This is a genomic window from Peribacillus sp. Aquil_B1 (genome assembly GCF_022603275.1).
GTDB lineage: Bacteria > Bacillota > Bacilli > Bacillales > DSM-1321 > Peribacillus.
In genome coordinates, this window is record NZ_JAKXEE010000001.1 from 1,198,192 (window position 1) to 1,212,736 (window position 14,545).

Annotated in this window: 16 protein-coding genes; 12 read left to right on the forward strand and 4 right to left on the reverse strand. The window is 42.7% G+C overall.

Annotated features, from left to right (window positions below):
* The first annotated feature begins 85 nt into the window (after positions 1-85).
* The 5 genes from rnz (at position 86) to MPH60_RS06095 (ending at position 4,942) form a co-directional block, all read left to right on the forward strand.
* Positions 86-1,027 carry a ribonuclease Z gene (rnz, locus tag MPH60_RS06075; RefSeq protein ID WP_241592358.1) on the forward strand — a complete coding sequence of 314 codons (942 nt, stop codon included), beginning with the start codon at positions 86-88 and terminating at the stop codon, positions 1,025-1,027.
* A 63-nt stretch (positions 1,028-1,090) separates the two neighbouring features.
* Positions 1,091-1,906 carry a squalene/phytoene synthase family protein gene (locus MPH60_RS06080; protein WP_241592356.1) on the forward strand — a complete coding sequence of 272 codons (816 nt, stop codon included), beginning with the start codon at positions 1,091-1,093 and terminating at the stop codon, positions 1,904-1,906.
* Between the two features lie 207 nt (positions 1,907-2,113).
* A complete protein-coding gene (locus MPH60_RS06085; RefSeq protein WP_101222497.1) occupies positions 2,114-3,109 on the forward strand; it encodes an ABC transporter substrate-binding protein in 996 nt (331 codons plus the stop codon).
* Between the two features lie 32 nt (positions 3,110-3,141).
* On the forward strand, positions 3,142-4,173 hold the full coding sequence (locus MPH60_RS06090; protein WP_241592354.1) for an ABC transporter permease: 1,032 nt from the start codon (positions 3,142-3,144) through the stop codon (positions 4,171-4,173).
* A complete protein-coding gene (locus MPH60_RS06095) occupies positions 4,148-4,942 on the forward strand; it encodes an ABC transporter ATP-binding protein (protein WP_137016145.1) in 795 nt (264 codons plus the stop codon). The genes MPH60_RS06090 and MPH60_RS06095 overlap by 26 nt, the downstream gene beginning before the upstream one ends.
* Positions 4,943-5,097: 155 nt before the next feature.
* Here MPH60_RS06095 and MPH60_RS06100 read toward each other — a convergent pair whose 3' ends face one another.
* Positions 5,098-5,649, reverse strand: coding sequence for a MerR family transcriptional regulator (locus MPH60_RS06100; RefSeq protein WP_241592352.1), 552 nt, complete (start codon positions 5,647-5,649; stop codon positions 5,098-5,100).
* A 283-nt stretch (positions 5,650-5,932) separates the two neighbouring features.
* Between MPH60_RS06100 and MPH60_RS06105 the strand changes: the two genes are divergently transcribed.
* The gene (locus MPH60_RS06105) at positions 5,933-6,364 is read left to right on the forward strand and encodes a VOC family protein (RefSeq protein WP_241592350.1); all 432 of its coding nucleotides are present in this window, start codon (positions 5,933-5,935) and stop codon (positions 6,362-6,364) included.
* 73 nt (positions 6,365-6,437) lie between these two features.
* On the opposite strand, the gene proC is transcribed toward MPH60_RS06105, so the two are convergent.
* Positions 6,438-7,283, reverse strand: a complete 846-nt coding sequence (proC, locus tag MPH60_RS06110) for a pyrroline-5-carboxylate reductase (RefSeq protein ID WP_241592348.1) — start codon at positions 7,281-7,283, stop codon at positions 6,438-6,440.
* Between the two features lie 513 nt (positions 7,284-7,796).
* Between proC and MPH60_RS06115 the strand changes: the two genes are divergently transcribed.
* From MPH60_RS06115 to MPH60_RS06125, 3 genes are all read left to right on the forward strand, one after another.
* A complete protein-coding gene (locus MPH60_RS06115; protein ID WP_241592346.1) occupies positions 7,797-8,765 on the forward strand; it encodes an MBL fold metallo-hydrolase in 969 nt (322 codons plus the stop codon).
* Positions 8,766-8,788: 23 nt separating this feature from the next.
* Positions 8,789-9,580 (forward strand): SDR family NAD(P)-dependent oxidoreductase, encoded by a 792-nt coding sequence (locus MPH60_RS06120; protein ID WP_241592344.1) that lies wholly within the window; start codon positions 8,789-8,791, stop codon positions 9,578-9,580.
* Between the two features lie 159 nt (positions 9,581-9,739).
* On the forward strand, positions 9,740-10,267 hold the full coding sequence (locus MPH60_RS06125) for a YobA family protein (protein WP_241592334.1): 528 nt from the start codon (positions 9,740-9,742) through the stop codon (positions 10,265-10,267).
* A 51-nt stretch (positions 10,268-10,318) separates the two neighbouring features.
* On the opposite strand, the gene MPH60_RS06130 is transcribed toward MPH60_RS06125, so the two are convergent.
* Positions 10,319-10,972 (reverse strand): C40 family peptidase, encoded by a 654-nt coding sequence (locus tag MPH60_RS06130; RefSeq protein ID WP_241592332.1) that lies wholly within the window; start codon positions 10,970-10,972, stop codon positions 10,319-10,321.
* Positions 10,973-11,385: 413 nt separating this feature from the next.
* Here MPH60_RS06130 and MPH60_RS06135 point away from each other — a divergent pair, with 413 nt between their 5' ends.
* The 3 genes from MPH60_RS06135 to MPH60_RS06145 all read left to right on the forward strand — a co-directional run bounded on the left by MPH60_RS06135 (position 11,386) and on the right by MPH60_RS06145 (position 13,526).
* The gene (locus MPH60_RS06135) at positions 11,386-12,645 is read left to right on the forward strand and encodes a Y-family DNA polymerase (RefSeq protein ID WP_241592330.1); all 1,260 of its coding nucleotides are present in this window, start codon (positions 11,386-11,388) and stop codon (positions 12,643-12,645) included.
* A 26-nt stretch (positions 12,646-12,671) separates the two neighbouring features.
* Positions 12,672-13,004 carry a YolD-like family protein gene (locus MPH60_RS06140; protein WP_241592328.1) on the forward strand — a complete coding sequence of 111 codons (333 nt, stop codon included), beginning with the start codon at positions 12,672-12,674 and terminating at the stop codon, positions 13,002-13,004.
* A 198-nt stretch (positions 13,005-13,202) separates the two neighbouring features.
* Complete coding sequence (locus MPH60_RS06145; RefSeq protein WP_101222485.1) at positions 13,203-13,526, forward strand: iron-sulfur cluster biosynthesis family protein; 324 nt, start codon at positions 13,203-13,205, stop codon at positions 13,524-13,526.
* A gap of 42 nt (positions 13,527-13,568) precedes the next feature.
* On the opposite strand, the gene MPH60_RS06150 is transcribed toward MPH60_RS06145, so the two are convergent.
* Positions 13,569-14,468: an alpha/beta hydrolase gene (locus MPH60_RS06150; RefSeq protein WP_241592327.1), complete on the reverse strand. Its 900-nt coding sequence runs from the start codon at positions 14,466-14,468 to the stop codon at positions 13,569-13,571.
* Positions 14,469-14,545: the final 77 nt, after the last annotated feature.

The following is a 14,545-nucleotide window of genomic DNA, read 5'->3' on the forward strand; positions in this document are numbered from 1 at the left end:
TTCGATTTTAATGGGTGATAAATGAAAGAGCACCTTGGTTATGCTATAGTTAAGTCATAAAGTATTTGCAACGGAGGTAGTATGAGTGGATTTCGTTTTATTGGGTACAGGCGCTGGCGTTCCGGCTAAAGCGCGTAATGTGACATCAATCGCCCTTCAATTATTGGAAGAACGTGGAACGGTTTGGTTATTCGATTGTGGGGAAGCAACACAGCATCAAATATTAAAAACGGCGGTCAAGCCGCGAAAGGTTGAAAAGATCTTCATCACCCATTTACATGGTGACCACATCTTCGGGCTGCCTGGATTTTTAAGCAGCAGATCATTTCAGGGCGGAGTGGATAAATTGACCGTATATGGTCCGCAAGGTATAGATGCATTTATTATGACGAGCTTACAGGTGAGTGGAACTCATTTAAAATACCCCTTGGAAATAATCGAAATAGAAGAAGGCGAAGTGTTTGAGGACGAACAATTCACAGTGACGGCCATGTCGCTTGATCATGGCATTTACAGCATCGGTTACCGGATTGTGGAAAAAGATCGTCCGGGAAGCTTATTGGTCGACCGGCTGAGGTCTGAAGGTGTGAAGCCGGGGCCTCACTTTAAAGCATTGAAAAATGGACAAACGGTCTGTCTCGATGATGGCCGTGTCTTAAATGGAAAGGACTATATCAGTGCTCCGCAAAAAGGCCGGATCATCACGATTCTAGGGGATACAAGAATGTGCAGCAATGCGCTCATTCTTGCTGAATCGGCGGATTACCTTGTTCATGAAGCTACATTTTCAGCGGAAGAAGCGGAAATGGCATCAGCCTATTATCATTCGACCACCGTTCAGGCTGCAGAAACGGCTTTTAAAGCGGGGGCTAAGCATCTAATCCTTACGCATATCAGCTCACGGTATACTCCGGAGGATGCTGAGAGGCTAAGAGAGGAAAGCAAGTCGATTTTTCCAAACACGATTATGGGTGAAGATCTAATGGCCATTAAAATTCCTTTGTATTCAGAGGAATCGGGCAGCTGAAATCAAAGCCAATGTTTGATATAATTAATCAATTGTTCATTGGATATTTAAAGGAGTGTAAATATGACTGACAAAAGTGCCCTACATACTAAAGCAATGGATTTTCTCCTAAAAACAAGCCGGACTTTTTTCATTCCGATCAGCTATCTTCCAAAGGGATTACAAGAGGCCATTGGAGCTGCATACCTTTGCATGCGAGCCATCGATGAAATCGAGGACCACCCAGGTCTTCCAGCAGATATTAAGGTTTCCCTGTTACAGGCTCTTAGTGAGCTTGATGCGGATTTCAGGGAAGAAAATCTTCAATCGTTATTTGAACCATATAAGGATGAACTGCCCGAGGTGACCCTGTTTCTTTCGGACTGGATTGAATTTTGTCCTCCCGGTGCAAAATCCAAAGTCTTGGAGTCGACAAAGGAAATGGCCGAAGGCATGGCAAAATGGGTTACTAAGGACTGGCAAATCCATAATGAAGAGGAACTCGATGATTACACATATTATGTTGCAGGTTTAGTGGGGGTCATGCTGTCCGATATGTGGAACTGGTACGATGGAACCGAAACGGACCGTGAACTTGCCATCGCATTTGGCCGTGGACTCCAAACAGTCAATATCCTGCGTAACCGTGAGGAAGATGCAGAACGTGGTGTGAACTTTTATCCGGATGGCTGGGGTTTCGACGAGATGCTTGCCCATACGGAACATAATCTTGCATTGGCCGATGCGTACATTGGAGAGATTGAAACGAAAGAGATCATCCAATTTTGTAAAATACCCTTGGAATTGGCAAAAGCCACATTGAAAGCCCTAAAAGAAGGCAAAGAAAAAATTGATCGTGCTACAGTTACTGAAATTGTCAGCCAGGTCGTCGAACACTGATTTTTCATAAAGCTGCTGTGAAAGTTACCATACCTTTCACAGCAGCTTTTTTCATGTTTTATATTTAGAACTCAAAAAATTCTAAAAAGTTAAAAAATATATTGGAATAATTGGGACTAAACGATTATAATTTAGGACATAAAAGCGAAAAAAGCTGGCGTCGTTAGAAAAACATTATTTTAAATAAGGAAAAAGCGGGGGGAAAATATGAAAAAGAAATTATATTCAACTGCAGCCATGACATTGGTCGCAGGTTTATTATTGGCTGGGTGTGGAAATGACAAGGAAAAAGATACCGCAAAGGATGAAAGCGGAAAGGATACCTTCAACATTGGGGTAACGCAAATCGTTCAGCATGATTCCCTGGATCAAGCATATGAAGGATTCCAGGCGGCACTGAAGGACAGTGACATTAATGCCAAATATGATCTTCAAATTGCACAGGGTGACCAAAACAACAGTCAGACGATTGCCAATAACTTTGTTGGGGATAAAGTGGATCTGATATTTGCGAATTCGACTCCTAGTGCTCTAAGTGCTTTAAATGCGACCAAGGATATCCCAATCGTCTTTACATCGGTTACCGATCCTGTAGCTGGGGAGCTTGTTACTTCTTTGGAAAAACCAGGCGGAAATGTGACGGGTACAACGGACTCCCATCCTGAAGCCATTGCAAAGTCAATGAAATTCCTAGCGGAAGAGCTTGGGGCGAAGACAATTGGAACTGTCTATAATACAGGGGAGCAAAATTCAGTCGTCCAAATAAAGAATGTGAAAGCGGAAGCGAAAAAAGCTGGTTTGAAAGTCGTGGAGGCATCCGTCTCGACTTCAGCGGATGTTAAACAGGCAACGGAATCTTTAATCGGAAAAGCGGATGCTTTCTATATCATTACTGATAATACAGTTGTCTCGGCACTGGAATCGGTCATTTCTGTGGCAAATGATCAAGATATCCCATTGTTTGTCGGCGAACTTGATTCCGTAAATGCTGGCGGTTTCGCAGCATATGGCTTCAGTTACTATGATATTGGTTATGAAGCGGGGCAAAAAGCGGTTGAAATCCTGAAGGATGGTAAAAAACCTGGAGATATCCCGGTTCAATATCCACAAAAACTGAAATTGGTCATCAATGAAAAAGCAGCAAAAGATATGGGTGTTGAAATAAAAGAAGAATGGAAAGCAGATGCTGAGTTTGTAAAATAAACTCTGCTTTTGTTCGGGGAAGGAAGAAAAAAATGTTCTCAGCCTTATTCAACTCTTTTGAGTCGGGAATGATTTATGCGATCATGGCACTCGGTGTTTATTTAACATTCAGGATTCTCGACTTCCCGGATATGACTGTGGAAGGCAGTTTTGTGACAGGGGCCTCTGTTGCCGCCATTATGATCGTTAACGGTTTTTCGCCAATCGTTGCCACGTTGAGTGCCATGGTGGCAGGGTTCATCGCTGGGACGATAACTGGTTTCCTGCATACGAAAGGGAAAATCAATCCTCTCTTGGCAGGTATCTTAATGATGATCGCCCTCTATTCGATCAATTTGAGGATCATGGGTGCATCCAACATTCCGTTGCTTTCTCAAACGACCATTATCACGAATATCCAGGATGCCTGGGCTGGCACCGGGCTGGACAATTTGTTGAATGGTCTTTTATCCTTCGTGGGTCTCGGTGACAGCCTGCCAAAAACGTGGGCCATATTAATCGTTATGCTGATTGTGGCTGTCATCATCCAAGCTGGAATGTCAGCTTTTTTGAAAACGGAAATTGGTCTTGCCTTACGTGCGACTGGTGATAATGAAGCCATGGTCAAGAGTTTTTCCGCCCATACTGGCAACATGAAGATTCTGGGACTTGCAATCGGAAATGCACTTGTGGCTTTTTCGGGATCCTTGGTTGCCCAATATAACGGTTTTAGCGATATAGGCATGGGGATTGGTATCATTGTCATCGGATTGGCATCCGTCATAATCGGTGAGGCTCTATTTGGCGCAAAAACGATTGCGCGTGCGACGCTGGCCGTCATAGGAGGGGCGATTATTTACCGAATCGTCGTAACTTTGGCACTTCGCGTAGAATTCCTTGAAACGGGTGATGTTAAATTAATTACGGCACTTATTGTGGTCGGGGCACTTGTCATTCCTAAAATTTCCGATAAACAAAAGGAAAAAAACCGGAAGAAAAGGCGGCTTAAAGAAATACAGATGCGTCATGATGGGACTTTACCGAAAGGGAGGGAAGAATATGCTTCGGTTAAATCAGATTTATAAAGTTTTCAATGAGGGAACACCAGATGAAAAGTTAGCCCTTGGAAATCTGGAACTGCAGATGACAAAAGGTGAATTTGTAACTGTCATCGGAAGTAATGGAGCAGGTAAATCGACGTTGATGAACATGATTTCCGGCAAGATTCTCCCTGATGCAGGTGAAGTCATCATCGATGGTGAAAACGTATCGGCCATTGAAGAACATGCCCGTGCCAAAATGATTGGCCGCGTTTTTCAGGATCCCATGCTGGGTACGGCACCACATATGACGATTGAGGAAAATATGGCGATTGCCTATGGCAGAACCAATAAAAGAGGTTTAGGCTTTGGGGTGACAAAAAAACGGAAAGAACTTTTTAAAGAGTGTTTGGGCACCCTTCATTTAGGCTTGGAAAATCGGATGACTGCAAAAGTGGGATTATTATCAGGTGGGGAGCGTCAGGCACTATCATTGCTGATGGCGACCTTCACCGACCCTAAAATCCTGCTACTTGATGAACATACAGCAGCACTTGATCCTTCACGGGCGGAGCTCGTTACAAACCTGACGAAGGAAATCGTCGAAAAGAACCAGTTAACGACGTTGATGGTGACTCATAATATGCAGCAGGCAATCGATCTTGGAAATTCCTTGATTATGATGGACAAGGGACAGATCATTTTTGAAGCCAGAGGCGCTGAAAAGCAGAAGCTAACCGTCGAAAAACTGCTTAACGAATTCCAGCGCATCAAAGGCGAAAAAATGCTCAATGACCGTGCAGTGCTGATTTAAGATGATGAAAAGGCCCGACCCAGGTGAAATTAATCTTGGGTCAGGGCCTTTTTATTTGGGGTAATTAATAAGATCAGGTCCTATTACTGAAGGAATGCTTTGCATAAGAAAAATGGCTATCGTGGGGTGCTCATGAACGATCTTGATACTCGATGTCAATCGCTGTCGGCTGTGCTCCATGATGAACTATCGTTCTTTCTGTTTCCAAAAATCATTTTTATGAATGGCCTTTTCTTCGTCTTTTTAGTGGCAGCAGCCTCTTCAGCCGCGAGGAAATAATCAAAGTGCTGACCCATTGGTTTTTCTAACGCTTCGATACGGGCTTCGAGCTTCTTAACGAGTTTGTGCATTTCTTCCATTTCGCTTCTGTGCTGTAAAAGCTGATAGGATACAACATCGTCCGCTTTTGTTTTCAGTCCATTTTCAAGCCGGATGATGCGTTCTAGCAGTTGATCATGTTCTTTATTCGGTTCAGAGTGTTTCTGGATGGTCGCTTTTCTAAGCTTCTTCTCTGAGATGCTGACCTTTTGGAGAATGATGCCCTCGTTCAGCTGATCTTGGATTTTTCTTAATAATGCAATGTCTTCATCCGAAAACTGGTAGTGACCAAGCTGATTCCGTTCTACTTCCATGTTCAATTGGGTGACCCAGCGTTGAATCGTACTATGGGAAACATTCAGTAACCGGGCAACTGCGCTTGTATTCATCGAGATTCCCCCTTTTGGTTGTTGAATTCGATAAGTATGAGTGAATTCCTTTACTGTTGACAAAACATGTATTCATTCGGCAAAGAAAGTGGAATTCCAACGTAATTTGCATGAGGGGCAATCCAAGGTGGAATTCCCCGTGGACAGCTTTTTGCAGATGGTAGCGTTGTTAGGAACTTTTAGATGCATTTGTGATGGCGTGGCTAATGGTAATCAAGCTAAAAAGGGAAATGTGATGCAGATGTCGAATTTACCCTTAAAACATGGAAAAAGGAGGACTAGTATGAACAGGATCAACATTATAACTTTAGGTGTCAGGGATATTGCTGAATCATTAAGATTTTACCGGGACGGGTTGGGATTTCATACAACGGTTAATGGGGACGAACCCGCAATCGTCTTTTTTAATAATGCCGGAACGAAACTTGCTTTGTATCCTTTAGAGGAGCTGGCAAAAGACATCAATGAGAAAGAACCGCCTAAGAAAAATGGGTTCCCGGGTCTTACGCTTGCTTATAATGCTAAATCAATTGAAGAAGTGGATGATGTGATCAACAAAGCTGAAAAGGCCGGGGGAACAATCGAAAAATTACCTCAGGATGTTTTTTGGGGAGGGTACAGCGGATATTTTTCAGACCCCGATGGTTACTATTGGGAGGTTGCGTATTCAAAGGATTGGAGTTTTGATGAAAATGATATGCTGATTATAAAGTAACGCACACTACGGAAGGATTACCCCTTAGAAAAAAGGGCTGTTGCCTGGCAACAGCCGATCATCATCATGCACCTTACTGCGAAACTACATATTTGGCTAGTTCTTTACTTATTTGATTGCCCATTCGCTTTGATTGCTCAGTCGCTTCTTGTACACAGGCAATGAATGCTTCTTCCACTTGATGTGCTTGAAGTGCTTTCAGACCTGCTTCTGTCGTTCCGCCTGGTGAAGTGACTTCCTTTCTTAGTACGGCAGGCGTTTTAGGTGATTTCTGTAACATATCGGCCGCCCCCATCAGTGTCTGGAGAATCAATTGCTTAGCGGTTTCGGAATCGAGACCTATTTTTTCTGCTGATTTTTCCAATGCCTCGACCAAGTAATAAATATAAGCCGGACCGCTGCCTGATAAGCCTGTCACCGCATCTAGCTGGGTTTCGTCGACAACTGCCACTGTACCGACCGTTTCAAAAAGGGTAATCGCCGTTTGTAATTGCGCGTCTTTCGTATGACAGTTAGCCGCAAGGGCCGTTGCGGATTTTCCTACAGCTGCCGATGTATTAGGCATGGCACGGACGATCGAGAACCGCTTGTTGGCGATACCTTCCAAGCTTGTTGTATGAACGCCGGCAACAACGGAAATGAACAGCATTTCTTCACGAATATATTCTTTTATTGATTGCATCGTTTCTAAAATATCTTTCGGTTTCACCGCCAGTACGACAAGGTTTGCATCCTGTACCAATAGCTGCAGCGATCTTGTGGCAGTTACACCATATTGGTTCTTTAAATAATCGAACCGATCATCATTTGATTTATTTGTAACAAAAATATTTGCTGGTTCAATTACCTGTTGGGTCACCAGCCCCGAGATGATTGCTTCTGCCATCGATCCAGCTCCGATAAACGCGATTTTCTTCATATTTCCCGCTCCTTTTTCTTTTAAAGTTTTCGGCCTTTTTTTGAAAAACAAAAAGACCCCTCATCCAATAAAGGACGAAAGGTCTAGCTTCCGTGGTACCACCTTTGTTCAACTTTTCCATAATAAATAAACAGAAAAGCTGCACTTGAATCCTCTAACGCGGGAATTACGTCAGGTTTTCCTGAAGGCTCATAAGGTAGGTTCAATAATGAGAGGGCGATGAAGCCTTTCAGCACATTCCGAGCTTCACTCTCTTTACGCCATCAATCATTTACTTGGCCTTAATCAAAGCCATGCCGTCTTTAATTACTTGTGATTATGAAGGATATATTAGCACTCTGTCAATGATAATATATGCATGGACGAGAAAAAATAGACATGAATTATGTGAAAATAATGACAGTAATTAAAAATACATGTAAAATGGTAATTATACATGATAAGTATACTTAGAATTCTGTTTAGTGTATAAAAAGTTTTATATAAATATAATTTTCTAAGGTGGAAAAGATTATGGTGAATTGGAATGGAGATATTGCAAAAATTACTTTGCCCACGCCATTTGCAGTGGGTGATGTGAATGTTTATGTAGTTAAAGGGGATGCTTTAACGCTAATCGATACTGGAGTGAAAACAAAACGATCAAAGGAGGCCTTGACTAACGGGCTTGGGGAATTGGGTCTGAAACTGACTGATATCGAACAAATCATTTTAACCCATCATCATCCTGATCATGCTGGTGGACTCGATTTCTTTGAAAAAGAGATCCCGGTTTATGGACACAAAAACAATCAGCGCTGGCTGACTATCAGTGATGAATTCCTTGAAACCCATAATCGTTTTTTCCTTGAATATGCCACAAAGTTCGGAGTGGCAGAAGAGCTGAAAAATAAACTGATCCACAATCGTGACGAAATCCGTTTCCTTAGTGAACGGAAGCTGCATGGATATTTGGCTGAGGGAGATGAGCTCCCTGGTCTTCCAGGCTGGAAAGTGATCGAGACTCCAGGGCATGCGCAAAGCCATTTATCCTTTTACCGGGAAAGTGACGGGGTTATGATCGTTGGCGATCATTTGCTTGCCAAGATTTCACCTAATCCATTAATGGAACCACCTATACTCCCTGGAGGCATGAGGCCTCGTCCGTTACTGCAATATAATGCATCACTTCAAAAATTATTGGATTTTCCCATATCCACTGTTTACTCCGGACATGGATCTGAAGTGGCAGGAGATGCAGTTGCCGACTTGATTCAATATAGATTCGAGCGGCAGCATAACCGTGCCATGCAGGTGAAAAGCATGCTGCAAGATAAGCCTTTATCTGTCTTTGAAGTGTGTCAGCAGCTGTTTCCGAAAGTATACCTTCAGGAAGTGGGCCTGACACTTTCGGAAACGGTCGGTCAGCTGGACTATTTAGAAGACTTGGGTGAAGTCCAAACAGAAATCCAATCAGGGGTCATTCTGTATTCAATCGCTTAATGTTCGCAAGGAGGCTCACTTTTTTGAATGAGTTACAAGGTAAAGTCATTGTTATTACCGGTGCTTCCGGAGGGATTGGCAAGGAAGTTGCCATTCAAAGTGCAAAACAGGGAGGCCGTCTCGTCCTCTTGGCCAGAAGCATGGATAAATTACTGCTGCTAAAGAATGAACTGATCACCCAATATGGGATTGATGCATATGCCTATAAGCTTGACGTGGCAGACACTGACCAGGTGACAAATGTTTTTAATGACATCCATGAGCAAATAGGTGAAGTGGATGTGTTGGTCAACAATGCTGGTTTCGGCACGTTTAAAGAAGCGCAGGATACGGAATTAAATGAAACGAAAGCAATGTTTGCTGTCAACGTCATTGGCTTGATGGCCTGCACAAAGCTGGTTTTGCCGTATATGAAGCAGAGAAAATCGGGGCATATCATCAATATCGCTTCACAGGCCGGTAAAATCGCCACTCCTAAATCAACATTGTACTCTTCTACCAAGTTCGCAGTTCTTGGCTATTCAAACGCACTTCGGCTCGAGCTGATGGAAGATCATGTTTTTGTGACCACCGTCAATCCTGGCCCTATAGAAACGAATTTCTTTAACATTGCGGATGAATCAGGTACATACTTAAAGAACGTTGAAAAATTCATGCTTAAGCCTGGAGATGTCGCTGCTAAAATCGTAGCGGCGATGCTGACCAACAAGAGGGAAATCAATCTGCCTGGCTGGATGAATTTAGCTGGGAAATGGTATAACATGTTTCCGAAAATCACCGAAACATTAGGAAAAAAAGCATTTTTTAAAAAGTAGCTAGACTTTCGATGCAGAACAAGGCAAAAGATGGTAATATAATAGGCAAAGGGGAATGTCGGTGACATTCCCCTTTTTGAAATGCCCGAAGTTTTCTATGTTAAATAAAGGGTAACTATTTCAGGGGGAATTCGTCTATTTCTAGTAGGAGGGATTTGTATGAAGATGATGGTGAACCTTTATATCTCCATATTCGTTGCCTTTATTCTGGGTAGCTGCCAATCCCCTGATTGGAACATGGATGAATCCATTGATAAAGGGGAAGAAGGTTTCATTACGGATCTTGACGATAAAAGGATTTTGATTAAAGGGACGTACTATAAGGTGACCAATGATACATATATTCAAGATCAACATGGTAATGACCTCGATTATTCCGAACTGGAAATCGGGATGAAAGTGAAGCCATGGCACCGGGGCGGGGTGAAGAAATCATTTCCTGGGAAAGCGGAAGCGGAACTGATTCTTGTTTTAACCGATGAAAATAGCTTAGCCGAACAAAGGGCGGTCACTGCTGCTCTCGATCATGTCAGCAAAGCGGAAAGTCAGCGATTCATGGTTCTCGAAGTCGTCCATTTACCCTCAGAGCATGTTTATAATATCGAAATGATGAATCGTTCCAACTTGGATTCTTCATTTACTGTGACTGTTGAGGATGTAACGGATGAAATATTATATATAAAATAAAACAACCGGACTGAATCACTTTGAATTCCGTCCGGTTGTTCGTCCTCGGTTTTATAAAGTTTTCGCACCCAAATATTTTGGTTTCCAATATGAATTATCCATATCCGTGATGGTTATTCCTTTAGAAGACGTAGCACTGATGAATTGACCATTTCCGATATAAATCCCAACATGGGATACCCCTGTTCCAGAAGTATTAAAGAATACAAGATCACCCTTAGCTGGTGAAGATACTTTTAAACCTGTATTGGCATAAAGCAATGATGTTGTACGCGGTAAGGTGATTCCTTGTGATTTCTGGAATACGTAATAGACGAAGCCTGAGCAGTCGAATCCAGTTGGTGTTGTTCCGCCCCATTTGTAGGGTTTGCCTATTAAGGTTTTTGCATAGCTGATCAAGCTAGTATTATTGACATTATAAACACCAAGCGCATTAAATGTGCCTCGGCCGGCAATTCCATCGACAGTCAACCCTTTGGCTTTTTGGAATTTTTTTACTGCAGATACAGAATAGGTGCCGTAATATGTAGTCAGTGAACCTGTATATGTGAAATAACCTTTGGTTTTTAAAAGTTGTTGTAGTTGTTTGACATCGCTATGTGTCATTCCGGGTCTGAGGGTTTGGTCTCCAATATTGGCAAAGGCTTGCAGTGGGGTTAGCATCATGGCAGATGCAACAGCAGCTGAAGCGATCCATTTCTTCATAATTTTCATTTCCTCTCTATCTATCTCTCTAGTATTGTTAACAATATTATCCTACAATACCATTATGACAATTAGACATAATTTTGATTACATTTTCATTACAAAAAATGAGCAGTAAGACTTGATTTAAAATAGTCGAAAGTCTGTTGAAAAGGGTGGGAGAATTTTAAAAAACTAAGCATAAGGATCCACTAAAAATTATTCAAGCTACGAATTGATTCTTTTTTAAAAAACTATTTGGATATGTAGTTTAAATTTGGTATTTTAACCATTATTAGTATCTATTATATTTTTCGAGGAAATTACATTAAAAAGTAGAAATTTGTATGAAAACTTCCATTGAATAAGAACGTATATTCGGTTAAAGTTATGAATATAATAAAAGCGAACGTATATTCTTGTTAGGGTGAGAAATGATGGATTATGGGACGATGCCGAAACAATCAATTATGTGTATCGATATGAAAAGTTTTTATGCAAGCTGTTCAGCGGTCATGCTTGGTCTGAACCCGCTTGATTGTTATCTGGCGGTGGTTGGTGATTTGAAGAGGACAGGGAGCATTGTGCTTGCGGCTTCTCCAAAGATGAAGAAGGAATTTGGCATCAAGACAGGTTCGCGGATGTTTGAGATCCCGAATGATCCGAGGATTGTCGTCGTTGAACCTAAAATGGCGACCTATTTAAGGGTTTCGACGGAAATCACCCGCTTGTTCAACCGTTATGTGCCCAAAGAAGCGATTCACGTATATAGTGTGGACGAAAGCTTTGTGAAAGTCGATGGTGCCGCTTCTTTATGGGGAGATGCCCGCATGATAGCTGAAAAGATAAAGGATGAAATTGAACGGGAATTACAGCTCCCCTGTGCCATTGGAATTGGACCGAACATGCTTATGGCAAAACTTTGCCTTGATTTGGAAGCCAAACATAAAGGGATTGCGGAATGGAAGTATGAGGATGTGCCAAGCAAACTTTGGCCGATTTCCCCGCTTCGTGAAATGTGGGGGATCGGCAGGCGCGTAGAAAAAACCCTTCATGGAATGGGCATATTTACGGTTGGGCAGCTTGCCAATTATGATCTTGAATTACTTGAAGCAAAGTTTGGGATTATGGGCAATCAGCTTTACCACCATGCCTGGGGAATAGATTTATCCGATATGGGGGCAGCGATCATCGAAGGGCAGGTCAGCTTCGGCAAAAGTCAAATCCTGCTGCGGGATTATAAGGAGGAGCATGAGGTAAAGCAGGTCATGCTGGAAATTTGCGAAGAAGTTGGAAGAAGGGCACGCACCCATCGCAAGGCAGGAAGGACGGTGAGCCTCAGCATTGGTTACAGCAAGGACGAGTTCGGCGGAGGTTTCCATCGTTCGCGTTCGATTAGCGAACCGACCAACATTACGATGGAGTTATATAAAGTTTGCTTGGAGCTTTTTCATGAGAACTATAGGCAAAAAACGGTTCGGAGCATAGAGGTCAGGCTCTCGAACATTGTGGATGATAACGAAATGCAGCTGACTTTATTCGATGCTTCGCGCTGGAAGAAGCGGGAATTGAGTTACACGGTGGATCGAATCCGCCATAAATATGGAGCCAAATCGTTATTGCGTGCCGTTTCGTATACAGAAGCAGGTACAGCCGTTTACCGGAGCAAGCTGCTTGGTGGGCATAAGGCGTAAGGTTGATTTTGAAGGGAGGGAAAAGGATGATACGTGATCGCGGCCGTATCAAATGGACATCGATGATGTTGCCGGAGCATGTGAAGATGCTTCGGGATTGGGTGGTGGAGGATGGCTATGAAACGAAGCGCATCCTGGATGAGCAGCAATTGGAAGAAATGAATGCGGTAATGGGGGAAGCGATGGAGGAAAGAAAGGATGTCAGGATTGCTCATTATGAAGGAAACCGGTATCAGCTGTTAATCGGCAGGATCCATTATTATAATGAGCTCACCCAAAAGCTTCATATCGTCGATCGGTTTCAGCAGGCCCACTATATCAGGCTTTCCGATATCGCGGATGTAAGGATAATGGAATGATGAGCGGAAGGGCTGTTCCCAAGGGACAGCCTTTCTGATGAAAGGAATTGGCGTTAGAGAACCGGCATTTGTTGGATCGGCCATGAAGAAAGTGATTTTCGTGTCGGCTGACGCTTGCAAAGGAAGGCAGTTTCTTTAACAGAAGCGTTTTTATGGTTTATAATGGGGGAAAGGAAAGACATCGGGAGGCGTGCAATCATGTATATTGAATGGACGGAAACAGCGGCTGAGAAAATGGCCGATAAGGTACAGGGACAAGAAGGATATTTACAGTTGAAATATGATACGGATGGCTGTGGCTGCGTGGTAAGCGGTGTGACCGCGCTATGGTGGGTCAACGAACCTGAAGAAGGTACAGAAAAAGTGGAAACAAACGGGATTCCGCTATATGTGGAGAAATCAAAAATGATTTTTCTTGATGAAGTCATGAAAATAGACTTTGTTCCGGAAGCGAACAGCTTTCAATTAAAAAGTCCGAATCAAATCTTGAATCCGAGGATGAGTTATTTTAATAAGATCTGATTAAAAGCAAAGAGGGGATCTTGGATACCCTCTTTTTTCTTCTCAGACAAGTTTTAGAAACTGATCGATTTGATCTTCATATTCTCTTGGATTTTCATTATAAGATTGAGCGTGGGCCCCTTTTTTAGCTAGGTACAGCTGCTTTGGGCCCTTTTTTGCTGCATATAATTCCGCTGTCATGGAAGCGGGAATGAAACTATCATTTTCACTATGGATGAAGAGCACCGGGTTTCGGATATTTTTCATATAATCGATTGGGGACACTTCATTGGTCCAATACCCATCACGGAGTTTGATGAACGTACGCCCAAGCGGAAACACGGTCCAAGAGGGAAGTGGGACTACATGTTTAAGCTGGTGTTTGATCTGATCCTCGAAATTTGAAAATGGGCAGTCGGCAATGTAAAAATCAGCACCATCTTCAAGCATTCCGGCATATAAAAGCAGGGTTACAGCCCCCATGGATTCTCCATGAATGCCAATATGAAGGTCGGGCCCTTTACGTCTTTTCAATTCATCGATTACGGCCTTCAGGTCGAATTTTTCATAATGTCCGTAACTGCTCGTCTTGCCACCGGAATCCCCATGCCGGCGGTGGTCATAAATGATCGCATTGAAGCCCCGCTTAAGAAAAATGTTCATGTACTTAATCGAATTGACTTTGTTCTCCGTCACACCATGAGAAATGACCACCCACTTATTGGTATCATGCGGTTCGATAAACAAGCATTTCAAGGAATATCCGGATGGTGACGATACCCAAATTTCCGTTTTAGGCAGATTATCAAAATCCTCCCGGATCAGGCGTTTAGCCATGATTTCACGATTCTGGATAAAGTCATCTTCCTTCTTTTTCATATACATGATCCGATTGGAAAAATAAATGCCGACGCCGATGATATACGATAGGATTCCGGCGAGTGTAAACCACCATTTCTTCATGAAAGGTCCTCCTAGGTTGATTTTCTTTATTTTACCATGTGGGAAATGGGAAAACACTGTTTGAAAACCATGACGAG